The sequence below is a fragment of the Rhizobium sp. CF142 genome (assembly GCF_000281145.1).
GTDB lineage: Bacteria > Pseudomonadota > Alphaproteobacteria > Rhizobiales > Rhizobiaceae > Rhizobium.
Map to the genome: position 1 here is coordinate 21,096 of NZ_AJWE01000042.1, position 14,383 is coordinate 35,478.

Sequence of the window (14,383 nt, forward strand, 5' to 3'; positions counted from 1 at the left end):
CTCACCGCAGGCGTCAGTCTAAATTCTCAGCGCGCGACTTCGCGCGTGATTGATGTGCGCGGCAAGCGCATCGACCGCCCCTTGCGCGTTCCTTTGCTCAATCGCCTCCAGCACGCGAAGATGTTCGCCCATGACGGGGCCGACGCGCCCGTCGATGCGGAAGCGTTCCTGGCTGATCAGGCGCATCTTGATGGAGTTGACGCGGTAGGCGTTGGAAATGATGGTGTTTCCCAGCGCATCGATGAAGGCATCGTGCATGCCCCAGTCGACGGCCTGGGCGTGGACTTCGAGTTCATGCGAATGATTACCGCTTTCGATTGCCGCGACGATCTCGCGATGCTGCTTCAGGAGCGCCGCAATTGTCTCGTCGCTTGCCGTCTCAGTGAAGATGCCAACGGCTTCCTTTTCGAGAAAAAGCCGGAGCTGAAAGGCTTCGCGGATGAGGTTGAGATCGATATGGGCAATCTGCAGACCGCGCTGCGGCACGGTCTTGATAAGCCCCTCGGCTTCAAGCCGCGGAATGAGTTCGCGGATGGCGCCAAGCGTCAGGCCGGTCAGCTCGACAAGCCTGCGCTGGGAGACAAATTGCCCGGGACGGACGTCACGCGCAAGCAGATGCCGGGTAAAGCTCTCATAAGCTTTCTCTCTCAGCGTCGGCTGCTCGTCGGCTCCATCCATCGGGTTCTCCTCGTACATGACCGCTATGCTGCCTTTGTGCGAAAAAGTCCGTCAAAGGCAAGAACAAGCTCGCGCCTACCATCGGCGGAAATTGACGTCAAAGGCGGGCGAACCGCAAGCCATGTATCATCGCCTGTCATCTTTGCCACCATGACTTTCACAGCGGGTGTCACTGGATGCTTGAGAAGCTCGGCGACGAAGCGTTCGACGCGCGGATCGTCATTGCCGTCGACGGCCATCGCTCGCACTTCATGCGGCGCAAAATTGGCCATGCCGGAAATCGCGCCCTGGCCGCCCATGCGCACGCCCTTGGCGAGATGCCGTTCGTCGCCGATCAGGATGATCAGGTCTCCATGCTGGCGCAGCAGCGCTTCGGTGTAGGGCCAGTCGCCGGAGGAGTCTTTGACGCCGGTGACGATCGAGGGGAACGCCTTTCGCAGCCGGGTGATCAGGTCGACGCTCAACGCGACCATCGTCACCGAGGGAATATTGTAGACCAGAACGTCGCGTGCAGCGCTGCCCACGCGCGCAAAAACGTCGGCAAACCAGGCGAAAATGCCGTCATCGCTTACATTCTTGAAATAGGAGGGTGGGGCAAGAAGAATATTGCGCACGCCCTTGGACAAGGCCTGCGACATCTGCTGGGCGGCATCCTCGGCTGAATCGACAAGCACACCGACAACGATCTGTCTTGGCTGGATGCCGGAGGCAATGGACGTTTCGAGGATACGCTCCCGCTCCTGGCTACCAATGGATGCGCCTTCGCCGGTCGTTCCAAACAGTGTGACGCTGGCGCAACCCGAATCAAGGCTCCGCTTTGCGTGGGCGAGCATGACCTTATCGGCAACCGTGCCGCTGCTGTCGAAAGGTGTCGCCAACGCGACAGACAAACCAAACCCTGTCACTAATATATCTCCTATAAATCAGCGCATATCGACTAACATGTCAGTTATCGCATGTAAACCTGTTTGTGATGGATGGAGACTTGAGGTGTGGTGGCTGTGGATTGTTGAGGCTGTGCTGCGAACCCCAGCCATAGGCGATGTCGCCGTTGAGGCTGTTTTAAGTCGCGCGCATCAATGTGTGCGAAGTACGTCTTCAGCGCAGTCCGAGATATCGCCGGCGAACGGACGATGGTTTCATCGGTAGTTCAGGGAAATGACGCGCGGTCGAGAAAACGAGGGCCGCGCGTCCAATCTGTCAGGTGTAATCAGGGAGCGCAACGTGGAGGGTTGCGCTCCCTCTTCCTGCCGTCTCACCAGTCCAGGCGAAGGAGAGAAACGCCCTGACGCGGCAGGGAGAAGCGGAGGTCGATCTTGCCGTCCGCGACGGAAACCGAAGCTTTGTCGTCGATCTCAGCCAGCTCGCCGGAGGCTTCGAGCGTAGCGTAATCGGCGCCCTCGATATGCTGCGGCTTGCCCATGTCCTTCCAGACGCGAAAGGAGTTGGAATGCTGCTCGTCCATACGGAAGTGCTTGAGTGCGGCCGGCCGGTTGCCCCAGCCGTCGATCGAAAGGCTGACCTCGGCGGCGGGGCCTATCTCGTCATCGTCATGATAGTACCAGATGAGAATGGAGACGCCCCTGTCGTCGCGGGTCGCCACGACATTGACGTCGGGCTTGTCGCGAACACCGTGGCTCATGATGTCCTCGATATCGCGCCGATAGTCGCTTTCCGATTCCAGCCACTCGCCACCGAGCTTGCCGAGCATGCGGAAGCCGTTCAGCACGGCCTTGTCGACGCCGTTGGTGGCGAGATCCCGGAAACCGTCGAAATAGGGCTGGTCGTCGAACAGGAAGGCCCAGGTCACCGCGCCTTCGATTTCGATATTGGCGCGGCGCGACAGTTCATAGGTGCGGATCATGCTCTCGACGACATAGACGCCGTAGAGCGGACCGTTGCGATAGCCGTTCTGCGGATGAACGCGCGCGGAGCAGGCGGCGCATCCTTCCGGATCGGATTCGCCGATGACGACCGGCAGGTGCCGAAGCTCGGGGAACTCGTTGATGACGGCAAGGTTGGTCTCGATGTCGCGCAGCTGCTTGTGCAGGCCCATGCGCACATGGCCGTCGAAGATGACCGGATTTCCCTTGGCGTGGAAGGCGATGAAATCGAGCGGAGGCTTGTTCTCGACGACATGGCGCAGGAAGGCGCGCAGGAAAGTCTGCGCCTTCTCGTTGGCGAATGCGCCGCAGGTGTGCGGGCCGCCGACACGTGCCTTGGGCAGGGCGCGCTTCACGGCGCGGGCGCTGGCGTCGTACATGGCGCAGAATTCCGGGATCGTGCCGGTCCAGTAGTGGCCGTCGGGCTCGTTCCACACTTCCCAGGGCCAGGAGGAGACGACGTCTTCGCCATAGCGATCGGCGAGGTGCCGCGCCCAGGCCTCGATCAGGTCGCCCCATTTCTTCAGGTCCTTCGGCGGCGCGGTCCAACCGGTGGTGATGGTCGCATATTTGTCGGCAGGCTCCCAATGATGCTTGTAGGGGCCGTCGAAATCGGAAAGCGCTTCCGGCGTGAAGCCGATCTGGATCAGCGGGATGTTGCCGGCCTCGACATAGGCATCGAAAATCTGGTCGATGATCGTCCAGTCGTAAACCGGCTTGCCGTTCGCGTCCTCCGTATAGGCATTGGTCGAGCCCCATTTCAGAGCCGGCTTGCCGTCGCCGCTCGTCAACAGATTATGGGCGCGGATGCGCGGGGCGACGGGGCTGAGTTTGGTCAGTTCCTTCAGAAGCTTCTTGCCATGCGGGGAATAGGTGTAGTTCGGCTCGTCGTAACCGAACCAGTTCCACAGCGGTTTATAAGGCCCGGTCGGCCGGCCGGCGTGAACGTTGATGGTCACGTCATAGGAACTCGTCATCGTCTTTTCCTCTTGAACGGTCATGCCTCAGCCTCCTCCCGAAAGCCAACCGACCAATTTTGATGAAGTGCGGCCGTCTTGGGAGGGCGCCGCGCTCGTCGCAAAAGCTAAGCGAAATGACCATTTTGTCAATAATATAAAAAAGTCACGCTTAGACGACACTAACAAAATGCCTGGAAATCCACGAATTTATGGCATTTTAAAAATTACCTGTTGCTGTTTGGCGAAAAATTGTCGATAAATTGTGAGGCAAAGCCAAGTGCCTGGAGGAGACATAAGGGTCTCAAGCCCCCTATGCAGGCGCTTTTGCCGGAACGCGATCGATAACGGATTACGGGAAGCGCCCGCGCCTGCGGGCCAAGGAGGAGGAGCGTCCGATGAAGTTCCCTAGATTTGCAGTCATTGCCTTATTGTCTCTCGCCGCTCTGCCTGCCTACGCGCAGGATTTCATTGCCGGTATTCCGCGCAACGAAACGCTGATCATCCAGGGCACGCCGCAGCAGAATGCCGACTGGTTCAACGTCTGGGCGCCGGGCGGCGGCGGGGCGGCCAATGTCAACGGCCTGCAGCAGCTGACGACTGATACATTCTGGTTCATCAATCCGGAGGGTGGTCCGGATGCCTGGCAGAATGCGCTCGCCACCGAGCCGCCGGCCTATAATGCCGATTTCACGCAGATGACGGTGAAGCTGCGCAAGGGCATCTACTGGAGCGACGGTGTCGAATTCACCAGCGATGACGTGGTCTATACGGTCCAGACGCAGATCGACCATCCGGGCATGTCCTGGAGCGCGCCTTTCGCGGTCAACGTCGCCAGCATGGAAAATCCCGATCCGCAGACGGTGATCTTCCATCTGAAGAAGCCGAATTCGCGCTTCCACACGCTCTTTACCGTGCGCTGGAACGCCGCCTGGATCATGCCGAAGCATGTCTTCGAAAAGGCCGGCGATCCCCTGGCTTTCAAGAACAACCCGCCGGTCTCGCTCGGCGCTTATGTGCTGCAGAGCTATGACAAGGGTGGCAACTGGACCATCTGGAAATTGCGTGACGACTGGCAGCGCACCTCGATCGGCATGGCTGCCAAGGAGCCGCCTCAAGTCAAATATGTCGTCTATCGCGCCGCCGGCAACCCGGAGGCCCGCGTCATCGAGCAGCGCAATCACAATCTCGACGTCATCAACGACATGGCGCCCGAGGGCATGTTTGCGATGATGCGCGACAGCAAGAGCGTCGCCTCCTGGCTGAAGGGCTTCCCCTTTGCTCATCCCGATCCGACGCTGCCGTCGGTGCTGCTGAATACCAAGAAGCCGCCTTTCGACAATAAGGATGTGCGTTGGGCGCTGGCTTTGATGATCGATATCCGCGCCGTGGCACTCGGCTCCTATCGCGGCGCCGCCAACCTTGCAGCTCTCGCTACGCCGCCGACCGGCTCGGCAACGGATGCTTATTATGCGCCGATGCAGGACTGGCTCACCAATTTCGAACTCGATACCGGCAGCCGCAAGATCAAGCCCTATGATCCGAATATCTCCTCGCAGATCGCCACCATGGTCCGCGGCCAGTGGGGCGACCAGATCCCGACCGATCCGAAACAGCTGCAGCGCACTTTCGGCTACGGCTGGTGGAAGCAGGACGTCCAGGCTGCGACCGAGCTCCTGCAGAAGGCCGGCTTCAAGAAGAGCGGCAATCAATGGCTGAAGCCTGACGGCAGCCCCTTCACGATCCGTCTGCAGGTCGAAGGCGATGCCATTCCGACGCTTGCTCGTGCCGGCACGGTCATCGCCCAGCAATGGAGCCAGAACGGCATTGCCACCAAGGTTGATGTTGCCGGCCCGACCAACGGCCAGCGTCTCAGCACCGGCGATTTCGAAGCGGCAATCTACTGGAGCATCGAAACCTGGGGCGGCCATCCGGATCTGTCCTTCTTCCTGGACAGCTATCATTCGGAGTTCATCAAGCCGCTCGGCCAGATCCAGCCGCCGCGCAACCTGCAGCGCTGGCAGGATCCGCGCCTTGACCAGCTGATCGCGAAAAACCGGTCGATCGCCTTCGATTCCCCCGATGTGACCAAGGTCGGCCAGGACTTCCTGAAGCTCGCCGTCGAAGAGATGCCGATGATCCCGCTGATGGCCTATAACAAGTTCGCGCCGTTCGACACGACCTACTGGACCAACTATCCGAGCGCTGAAAACCCCTATTCGGCCTCGGGTCCGAACTGGTCGAACATCCGTTACATGGTGACAGGCCTGAAGGCCAATCTGGCCGCTCCCAAGAACTGACCGCGTCGATATGGGAGTGGCCGGGCAGCCGGCCGCTCCCCCCTTCATGCTATTGGCATGCTATTGGAAGGTGAATGCCATGAATGGCTTTCTGATCTATGCGGGCAAACGTTTCCTGCAGTTCCTTTTCGTCGTCGTCACCGGCATCACGCTTGCGTTCCTGATCGCGCATTTCTCCCCGGTCGATCCGGTGGAGCAGACCGTGTCGCTGCTCACGAGCTTCGGTTCGACCGACCCGCAGGCGGTCGATATCCTGCGCCAGTCGCTGCGCGAACTCTACGGAACCGGCGGTCCCCTTATCGACCAGTATTTCACCTTCTGGGGGCGAGTGCTGACCGGCGATTTCGGCCCGTCTCTGTCGTCCTTTCCGACACCAGTCATGACCGTGATCGGCCGCGCCTTGCCGTGGACCGTTGGCCTGCTGACGCTCGCAACCATCATTGCCTGGATCATCGGTAACCTGCTCGGCGCGCTTGCCGGCTATTTCCGCGACAGCCGATTGCTCAAGCTAGCCGGCATCGTCATCATGGCGCTGCAGCCGATCCCGACCTATATTGTCGGCCTCAGCCTCGTCATTCTCTTCGGCTTCATTTGGCCGATCCTGCCGATCAGTGACGGCGCGCAGGTCAATCTCACGCCGGCCTTCAACTGGACCTTCATCAGTTCGGTCATCGAACACGGCATCCTGCCGGCGCTGACGCTGGTGCTCGTCGGCATCGGCGGCTGGTTCATCTCCATGCGCTCTCTGGTCTCCAACATCGTCACCGACGACCATGTGGTCTATGCCGAGCTCGGCGGCGTACGTTCACGCAGCATCTTTTCGCATTATGTGGCCCGCAATGCCATGCTGCCGCAGGTCACGGGGCTCGCGCTCAGCCTCGGCAATGTCTTCGGCGGCGCGGTCATCGTCGAATTCGTCTTCAACTACCCCGGCATCGGCAAGTTGCTGATTTCAGGCATCTATTCCGGTGATTACAGCCTGGTGCTCGGGGTAACGACGATTGCCATCATTGCCGTCGCCTCTGCCGTCTTCGTGATCGACATCATCTACCCGCTGATCGATCCGCGCGTGAAACTGGGATAATTGCGATGTTCAAGATCCTCAGAGACCTGCTCCGCTATAACAAGGAATTCCTGTTCGGGACGATCCTCATCCTGATCATTCTCGGCCTGATCGTGGCCTCCTTCTTCTCACCCTATGACGAGAATGCCATCTATGTCGTGAGCCCCGATATGCCGCCGTCTGCCGAATTCTGGTTCGGCACAACATCGCGCGGCCAGGAGGTGTTCTGGCAGATCGCGGCGTCGCTTCGCAACACGCTGCTCTTCGGCATCATCGTTGCCGTCATCAGCCGCCTCATCGCGCTGGTTGTCGGCCTGGTCTCCGGCTATATCGGTGGACGCACCGACCAGATCATCATGGGCATCAACGATACGCTCGGCGCATTGCCCAACATTCCGATCCTGCTTCTCCTTGTCTTCGTGCTGCGCGACCAGATGACATGGTCGATGCTGGCGATCGTTGCGGCCCTGCTCGGCTGGACACATGACAGCCGGTTGATCCGCTCGGTGGCGCTCTCGCTCCGCCACCGCGAGTTCACCCGGCATGCGGTCTTTGCGGGCATGCGCACGTCGCAGATCCTCATCCGCGAGCATCTTCCCTATGTGATGCCGATCGTCTTTTTCACGACGATGAACAACCTCATCTGGGCGATCGGCCTGGAAGTGACACTCTCCGTGCTAGGCTTCTCCGACATCAACCGGCCGACGATCGGCGGCATGATCTATTGGGCCAATGCCCATTCCGCCATGGTCGCCGGCATCTGGTGGTGGGTGGCCTTCCCGATGCTCTTCGTGGTGATCCTCTTCCTCGGCCTCTTCATGCTCGCCATGTCGGTCAACGAATATATCGATCCCCGCTCGCGGCTCGCCCGGATGGGAGCCTGAGACGATGCAGAACCTTTTGAGGAAAGCGCCTTTGACCCTCGTCGAAAATTCCCGGGACGCGCTGACGATCGACGGGCTGAAATGCTACTACGTCAACGATTATTTCGGCGTCCGGCGCGAGATTCGCGCCGTCGACGACATCAGCCTGACGGTAAGCAAGAACGAGATCTACGGCATCGCCGGAGAATCCTCGAGCGGCAAGACCTCGTTGATCAAGACGCTTGCCGGGGCCATCCGTCCGCCGATGCGGGTCGTCGGTGGCACCGTCAATTTCAACTTCGATGGAAAGCTGATCGACGTCTATGGCGAACCGCAGAAAATGCGGTCTGCGCGCTGGCGCCACCTGTCCTATATCATGCAAGGCTCGATGAACGTGCTGAACCCGGTCCGGCGCGTGAAGCACGCTTTCAACGATTTCGCCTTCCGGCACATGAACCTTGATCCGGCTACCTTTCGTGAGCGGATCGAGGCGCATCTCGCCCGCCTGCATCTCGATCCGCATGTGCTCGAAGCCTTTCCGCATCAACTCTCAGGCGGCATGCGCCAGCGACTGACCATTGCGCTGGCGACCGTCTGCGAACCGGAATTCATCATTGCCGATGAGCCGACGACGGCGCTCGATGTTCTTGTGCAGCAGGACGTTCTAGCGTTGATCAAGGAGGTGCAGACCCGCATGCAGTCCTCGGTCATCTTTGTAACCCACGATATGTCCGTCCATGCCGCAATCACCGATCGCCTCGCGATCATGTATGCCGGGCGGCTGGCCGAAGAGGGGCCGACGCAGGCGATCTTCGACAATCCGCAGCATCCCTATACGGTCCACCTGATCGGCAGCCTGCCGCGGATCGGCGATACGAAAACCAGAAAAAGCCTACCGGGCAAACCACCCGCGCTCTCGAACCCACCCTCGGGATGCCGCTTCCACCCACGGTGTCCGATTGCGATCGACAGATGCTCGAAAGAGGTGCCCGTCATGCAGCCGAGCGCGACCGGCGGGCGCGTCGCATGTTTCAGGGCAGGGGAGTACAAGGTCCAATGAGCGGCGAGCATCTTCTCGAACTTGAAAACGTCACCAAGCTCTTTCCCATCGGCGGCTTCTTCTCACGCGCCAAGATGGCGGCGGTCAACGAGGTCAGCTTCGCGCTCGAGGCGAACAGACCCGAGATCTTCACGATTGTCGGCGAATCCGGCTCCGGTAAATCCACGCTTGCCAAGATGATCCTCGGCAATGAGAAGGCTGATCGCGGTAGCATCCGCTTCGACGGTGCGGATATCCGCGATATCAGCAGCCGCAGCGCCCGCGAAGCCTTCATGACCAGGGTCCAGCCGGTTTTCCAGAATCCCTTCGAAGCCTTCAATCCGCTGACGCGTATCGACGAATATCTGTATGCCACCGCCCACCGCTTCAAGGGTGCGAAGAGCCGCGCGGAAAGGGAGGCGCTGGCGGATACAGCGCTGCAGAGGGTCGGCCTCTCCATTGCGGAGGTTCGCGGACGTTATTCGCACGAATTGTCGGGCGGCCAGCTCCAACGCATTGCGGTGGCACGCGCGCTCATTCCCGAACCGAAGCTCATCGTCGCCGACGAGCCGGTCTCGATGGTGGATGCATCGCTGCGCATGTCGATCGTCAACCTCTTCCGCGAATTGCGTGATACGCTGAAGGTATCGATCATCTATATCACCCATGATCTGGCGACCGCTTACTACATCGCCGATCGGGTCATTATCATGCGCAAGGGCGTGGTGGTCGAAAGCGGCGATGCACGCACCGTGCTCGACAATCCGCAGCACGAATATTCGATTGCCCTGAAGAATGCGGTACTGCCGCCCAATCCGGGTGAGGCCTCGGCGATCATCCGTCAGCGCCAGAAGGACGCTGCGACGTCTGCGCCGCGGGAAATCCTCAGCGCATAATCAGACAAGTCCCTGAGTTCGGGCGGCCTCAATCTCAAGCGGCGCGGAAGCGCAGATTGCCGGCCGAGAGTTCGCTGACGGAGGCTGCACCCATCAGCTTCATGCCGCGCTCGATTTCCGTGCGCATCTGCAGCAACGCCCGTTCGACGCCGGCCTGGCCGGCCGCTGCCAGTGGGAAGAGATAATAGCGGCCGACGCCGACCGCCTTGGCGCCGAGCGACAGGGCCTTCAGCACATGCGTGCCGCGCTGGATGCCGCCATCGACCATAACATCGATCCTGTCGCCGACGGCATCGACGATTTCCGCAAGCTGGTCGAAGCCGCTGCGCGATCCGTCGAGCTGGCGGCCGCCGTGGTTGGAAAGTACGATGCCGGTGCAGCCGATATCGATGGCACGCTTGGCATCCTCGACTGTCATGATGCCCTTCAGGCAGAATTGTCCGCCCCAGATCTTCACCATTTCGGCGACGTCGTCCCAGTTCATGGCGGGATCGAGCATCTCGGTGAAATAGCGGCTGATCGACATGGTACCGCTGCCCATGTCCACATGGCTGTCAAGCTGCGGTAGGCGGAATTTCTCATGCGTGAAATAGTTGATCGCCCAGGCGGGTTTTACGGCAAACTGTGCCATGCCCGACAGGTTGAGCTTGAAGGGGATGGCGAAGCCGGTGCGTTTGTCGCGCTCGCGGTTGCCGCCAGTGATGCTATCGACCGTCAGCATCATCACCTGCACGCCCGCCTGCTTTGCCCGTGCCATCATTTCGCGGTTGAGACCGCGATCCCGGTGGAAATAGAATTGATAGACCTGCGGGCCGCTGCTGATCTGTCTTGCCTCTTCAAGGCTGATCGTGCCGAGCGAGGAAACCCCGAACATCGTCCCGAATTTGCCGGCGGCATGGGCGACCGCCCGTTCGCCCTCATGGTGGAAGAGCCGCTGCAGGGCCGTCGGCGAGCAATAGACCGGCATGGCGAGCTTCTGGCCCATGACGGTGACCGACATGTCGACGTCGCTTACGCCGCGCAGAACGCTCGGAAGAAGATCGCAGCTCTCGAAGGATGAGGTATTGCGCCTGTAGGTCACCTCGTCATCCGCCGCGCCATCGATATAGTTGAAGATCGGCCCGGGAAGGCGCTGTTTGGCAAGCCGGCGGAAGTCGTGAAAGTTATGGCAGTCTGAAAGGCGCATACCCGTATCCAATCGAGGGCCGGCACGTCACAACTCCGCATGCGGCTCAGCCGATGAACAGCCGCGAGACCTCCTCGTCTTCGCGATCAATGATCTATGGGATACGATTATTAGTGCACCAATCTCAAGCTCTCTTGCGCGCGCTTCCGTCGCCTTCGCTGATAAAGGTGCATTTTATTGCCGGGGATATTCGTCAGCGACCGGCCTTGACTGCGAGCCAGATGACGTGGCGCGCTCCGCCGCGTTTGCCGTTGGCCCGCGTATTGATCGCATCGACGGCAAAGCCGCTCTCCTTCAGCCGTCGCGTGAAGGACGGGTCTGGCCCAGAGGACCAGACGGCCAGCACGCCGCCGGCGCGCAGCGCCTCGCGGGCTAATTTCAGCCCGGCATGGTCATAGAGCCGGTCATTGGATTTGCGGGTCAGGCCGTCGGGACCGTTATCGACATCGAGAAGGATCGCGTCATAGTCAGCCTTCCCCGCACGGATAGCCTCACCGACATCGCCCTGGTGGATCGACACGCGTGGATCGTCGAGACAGCCCTTGAACACTTCCGCCATCTGGCCGCGTGCCCAGGCGACGACTTCCGGTATCAGCTCTGCGACGACGACACCGGCATCCTCGGGCACGATTGCAAGGGCAGCCCGCAGGGTAAAACCCATGCCAAGCCCGCCAATCAGGATTTTCGGCTTTGAATGCGATTTGATCCGCTCGAAGGAGAGCGTGGCAAGCGCTTCTTCGGAGCCGCTGAGACGGCTGTTCATTAGCTCGTTTGTACCGAGCATGATCGAAAATTCACTGCCGCGCTGCTTTAGCCGCAGCTCTCCACCCTCGTCGGGAATGGTCGCGGAATCGAGCTGGATCCAGGGAAGCATGGCGGTTTCGTCTCGCTGAAAGGGACCGTCCCCTAGCATAGGGCGACGGTCGAAGCCAGCAAGCCTTGCTCAGACCATGCGCACGAAATGGTCCGGTTCATGCTCCATCACCTGTTCCTGCGGGGCGGCGGATCGGTGGCGGATATCGTCCACTTCCTGCGGCTGCAGGCGTGTGCGCGGATCGTCGAAGCGCACGTCGGGATCCGGTACGGCTGAGAGCAGCAGGCGGGTATAGGGATGCAACGGATTGTCGATCACCTTGGCCGTATTGCCCCATTCGACGATCTGGCCGGAATACATGACCGCGATATCCTCGGCCACGTAGCGGGCGGTGGCGATATCGTGGGTGATGTAGAGCAGGCCGAGATTCATCTCCTTCTTCATCTCGTTCAGGAGATTGAGAACGCCGAGGCGCACGGAAACGTCGAGCATCGAAGTCGGTTCGTCGGCAACGATCACTTCCGGCTGGGCCGCCAGGGCGCGGGCGATATTGACGCGCTGGCGCTGGCCGCCCGAAAGCTCATGCGGATATTTCGGCGCGACGATATCGGGATCGAGCTTCACGCGCTCAAGCAGCTCGCGCACCGTCGCATCGATCTGCTTTCCGCGGATATCCGGCCGGTGAAGCTTCAGAGGTCGCTGCAGATGATGGGCGATTGTATGCGCCGGGTTCAGCGAGGCAAAAGGATCCTGGAAGATCATCTGCACGGAACGGCGGTAGCGGGCGATCTCGTCCGCCTTGGCGCCTTCGACGGGGCGGCCTTTGTAGAGGATCTGCCCCGTTGTTGGCAGATATTCGCGCATCGCCATGCGGGCGCAGGTGGTCTTGCCGCTGCCGGATTCGCCAACAAGCGCCAGCGCACGGCCGGCATGCAGCGAAAAGGAGATGGTGCGCGCGGCGTGAACGGTGGAAGCGCCGTGACCGAAAGTCTTAGTGACCTTGTCGAGGGCGAGGATGGCATCGCTCATAGCAGCACGCCTCCGTGAAGCGAGGGGAAGGAGGCCCAGAGTTTTCGGGTATATTCGTGCTGCGGCGTTTTGTAGATCGCTTCTGCATCGTTCTGCTCGACGAGCTTGCCTTGGAGCATGATGCCGATACGATCGCAGAACTGCACCATCAGCCCGAGATCATGGGTGATGAAGAGCACCGAGAAGCCGAATTGCTTGCGCAGTTCATTGATGCGCTGCAGGATTTCCCGCTGCACCACCACGTCAAGCGCTGTTGTCGGCTCGTCCATGACGACAAGCTTCGGATCGAGCGCCATGCAGATGGCGATGACGATGCGTTGGCGCATGCCGCCGGAAAACTGATGCGGATAGTTGCGCATGCGATCCGGCGCGATATCGACGAGCCGCAGCATTTCAGCAGTGCGCTCGCGTGCCTGACCCTTTGTCATGCCTTTATGGGTGTGCAGCACGTCATAAAACTGGTCCTCGATGCGCAGCACCGGGTTCAGCGAGTTCATGGCGCTCTGGAAGACCATGGCAACTTCGCGCCAGCGGAAGGCGGCGAGCGCCTTCGGGTCGAGGTCCAGCACGTCGCGGCCGGCAAGCAGGATCTGGCTGCCCTTGCGGATCAGCGCCGGCGCCTTGTGCAGGCGGCTGATGGCAAAGGCGATCGTGCTCTTGCCACAGCCGGATTCGCCGGCCAGGCCGAAGACCTCGCCGGGGGCGACATCAAAACTCACATTGTCGACGGCGCGAAAGTCCTTTTCCTCGCCGATATAGTCGATCGTGAGGCTCTTTACAGAAAGCAAGGGTTGCGTCACAGGCGGCCCTCCCCGGAGCGGATGAGCAGGGACCAGCGCTTCAGATGATTGCCGGTGCGCAGGCGCGGGTTGGCAATCTCATCGACAGCAAAATTGAGAAGCGACATGCCGATGCCGAGGAAGGCGAGCGCGAAGCAGGGTGTGAGGATATCCCACCAGGCGCCGACCGAAAGCGCCGAGGCCTTCTGTGCATTATAGAGCATTGTGCCCCAGGACACGACGCGTGGATCGCCGAGGCCGAGGAATTCCAGCGTCGCTTCGGTGATGATCGCGAAGATGACGCTGCCGATGAAATTGATGCCGACGATGGAAATCACGTTGGGGAAGATCTCTGACGTCATGATGCGCCATTGCGGTTCGCCCATCATCTCCGCCGATTTGACATAGTCTTTCTGCTTGACGGAGAGCGTTTCGGCACGGGTCACGCGCGCACCCCAGGCCCAGGATGTGCCGCCAAGGATAAGTGCGATGACGATCGGGCTCGCCTGGCCGATGAAGGCTGCAAGAACGAGCAACAACGGCAGGTTCGGAACGACGAGCACCATATTCGTAAAGAAGCTGATGATCTCGTCCGTCTTGCCGCCGCGATAGCCGGAGATGATGCCGAGCGCCGTTCCGACAGCGGTGATCAACAGGCCGGCGCCGAAGCCGACGGCAAGCGAGGTGCGCGCGCCATAGATCATGCGGGCAAAGACGTCCTGGCCGATGCGCGTCGTGCCGAGAATATGTTCGGCTGACGGCGGCTGGTGCGGACGGCCGGTGCGGGCGGCGGGGTCGTAATGCGTCAAGAGCGGCGCTGCGATTGCCACGATGATGATGAAGGCGATGATGGCGAGGCCGATCAGCGCCTTGCGATTGCGGAGCAGGCTTCTCATC

Annotated in this window: 13 protein-coding genes; 5 read left to right on the plus strand and 8 right to left on the minus strand. The window is 60.4% G+C overall.

What is annotated here, in order from left to right; all coding sequences use genetic code 11:
- Positions 1-18: 18 nt before the first annotated feature.
- The 3 genes from PMI11_RS11535 to PMI11_RS11545 form a co-directional block, all read right to left on the minus strand.
- Positions 19-678, minus strand: coding sequence for a GntR family transcriptional regulator (locus PMI11_RS11535; RefSeq protein ID WP_007816923.1), 660 nt, complete (start codon positions 676-678; stop codon positions 19-21).
- Positions 679-701: 23 nt separating this feature from the next.
- On the minus strand, positions 702-1,589 hold the full coding sequence (locus PMI11_RS11540; protein WP_157179624.1) for a dihydrodipicolinate synthase family protein: 888 nt from the start codon (positions 1,587-1,589) through the stop codon (positions 702-704).
- 344 nt (positions 1,590-1,933) lie between these two features.
- Entirely contained in the window at positions 1,934-3,562 is a 1,629-nt protein-coding gene (locus PMI11_RS11545) for a GH39 family glycosyl hydrolase (RefSeq protein WP_007816928.1), read from the minus strand.
- Between the two features lie 353 nt (positions 3,563-3,915).
- Between PMI11_RS11545 and PMI11_RS11550 the strand changes: the two genes are divergently transcribed.
- The 5 genes from PMI11_RS11550 (at position 3,916) to PMI11_RS11570 (ending at position 9,678) form a co-directional block, all read left to right on the plus strand.
- Positions 3,916-5,817: an ABC transporter substrate-binding protein gene (locus tag PMI11_RS11550; protein WP_007816930.1), complete on the plus strand. Its 1,902-nt coding sequence runs from the start codon at positions 3,916-3,918 to the stop codon at positions 5,815-5,817.
- Between the two features lie 79 nt (positions 5,818-5,896).
- Positions 5,897-6,901, plus strand: a complete 1,005-nt coding sequence (locus PMI11_RS11555) for an ABC transporter permease (RefSeq protein ID WP_037071172.1) — start codon at positions 5,897-5,899, stop codon at positions 6,899-6,901.
- 5 nt (positions 6,902-6,906) lie between these two features.
- Entirely contained in the window at positions 6,907-7,764 is an 858-nt protein-coding gene (locus PMI11_RS11560) for an ABC transporter permease (RefSeq protein WP_007816934.1), read from the plus strand.
- A 4-nt stretch (positions 7,765-7,768) separates the two neighbouring features.
- A complete protein-coding gene (locus PMI11_RS11565) occupies positions 7,769-8,803 on the plus strand; it encodes an ABC transporter ATP-binding protein (RefSeq protein WP_007816938.1) in 1,035 nt (344 codons plus the stop codon).
- Entirely contained in the window at positions 8,800-9,678 is an 879-nt protein-coding gene (locus PMI11_RS11570) for an ABC transporter ATP-binding protein (RefSeq protein WP_007816940.1), read from the plus strand. Before PMI11_RS11565 ends, PMI11_RS11570 begins: the two co-directional genes overlap by 4 nt.
- Positions 9,679-9,712: 34 nt before the next feature.
- Here PMI11_RS11570 and PMI11_RS11575 read toward each other — a convergent pair whose 3' ends face one another.
- The 5 genes from PMI11_RS11575 to PMI11_RS11595 all read right to left on the minus strand — a co-directional run bounded on the left by PMI11_RS11575 (position 9,713) and on the right by PMI11_RS11595 (position 14,382).
- Complete coding sequence (locus tag PMI11_RS11575; protein ID WP_007816942.1) at positions 9,713-10,864, minus strand: alpha-hydroxy acid oxidase; 1,152 nt, start codon at positions 10,862-10,864, stop codon at positions 9,713-9,715.
- Positions 10,865-11,057: 193 nt separating this feature from the next.
- The gene (locus PMI11_RS11580) at positions 11,058-11,738 is read right to left on the minus strand and encodes a spermidine synthase (RefSeq protein ID WP_007816944.1); all 681 of its coding nucleotides are present in this window, start codon (positions 11,736-11,738) and stop codon (positions 11,058-11,060) included.
- Positions 11,739-11,807: 69 nt separating this feature from the next.
- Positions 11,808-12,707: an ABC transporter ATP-binding protein gene (locus tag PMI11_RS11585; protein WP_007816946.1), complete on the minus strand. Its 900-nt coding sequence runs from the start codon at positions 12,705-12,707 to the stop codon at positions 11,808-11,810.
- Positions 12,704-13,507 (minus strand): ABC transporter ATP-binding protein, encoded by an 804-nt coding sequence (locus PMI11_RS11590; protein ID WP_007816948.1) that lies wholly within the window; start codon positions 13,505-13,507, stop codon positions 12,704-12,706. The genes PMI11_RS11585 and PMI11_RS11590 overlap by 4 nt, the downstream gene beginning before the upstream one ends.
- Positions 13,504-14,382 (minus strand): ABC transporter permease, encoded by an 879-nt coding sequence (locus PMI11_RS11595; protein ID WP_007816950.1) that lies wholly within the window; start codon positions 14,380-14,382, stop codon positions 13,504-13,506. The genes PMI11_RS11590 and PMI11_RS11595 overlap by 4 nt, the downstream gene beginning before the upstream one ends.
- Position 14,383: the final 1 nt, after the last annotated feature.

Coding starts and splice junctions, on each gene's coding strand:
- PMI11_RS11535 (WP_007816923.1), bottom strand. CDS start 678: ATGGATGGAGCCGACGAGCAGCCGACGCTGAGAGAGAAAGCTTATGAG.
- PMI11_RS11545 (WP_007816928.1), bottom strand. CDS start 3,562: ATGACCGTTCAAGAGGAAAAGACGATGACGAGTTCCTATGACGTGACC.
- PMI11_RS11550 (WP_007816930.1), top strand. CDS start 3,916: ATGAAGTTCCCTAGATTTGCAGTCATTGCCTTATTGTCTCTCGCCGCT.
- PMI11_RS11555 (WP_037071172.1), top strand. CDS start 5,897: ATGAATGGCTTTCTGATCTATGCGGGCAAACGTTTCCTGCAGTTCCTT.
- PMI11_RS11560 (WP_007816934.1), top strand. CDS start 6,907: ATGTTCAAGATCCTCAGAGACCTGCTCCGCTATAACAAGGAATTCCTG.
- PMI11_RS11565 (WP_007816938.1), top strand. CDS start 7,769: ATGCAGAACCTTTTGAGGAAAGCGCCTTTGACCCTCGTCGAAAATTCC.
- PMI11_RS11570 (WP_007816940.1), top strand. CDS start 8,800: ATGAGCGGCGAGCATCTTCTCGAACTTGAAAACGTCACCAAGCTCTTT.
- PMI11_RS11575 (WP_007816942.1), bottom strand. CDS start 10,864: ATGCGCCTTTCAGACTGCCATAACTTTCACGACTTCCGCCGGCTTGCC.
- PMI11_RS11580 (WP_007816944.1), bottom strand. CDS start 11,738: ATGCTTCCCTGGATCCAGCTCGATTCCGCGACCATTCCCGACGAGGGT.
- PMI11_RS11585 (WP_007816946.1), bottom strand. CDS start 12,707: ATGAGCGATGCCATCCTCGCCCTCGACAAGGTCACTAAGACTTTCGGT.
- PMI11_RS11595 (WP_007816950.1), bottom strand. CDS start 14,382: ATGAGAAGCCTGCTCCGCAATCGCAAGGCGCTGATCGGCCTCGCCATC.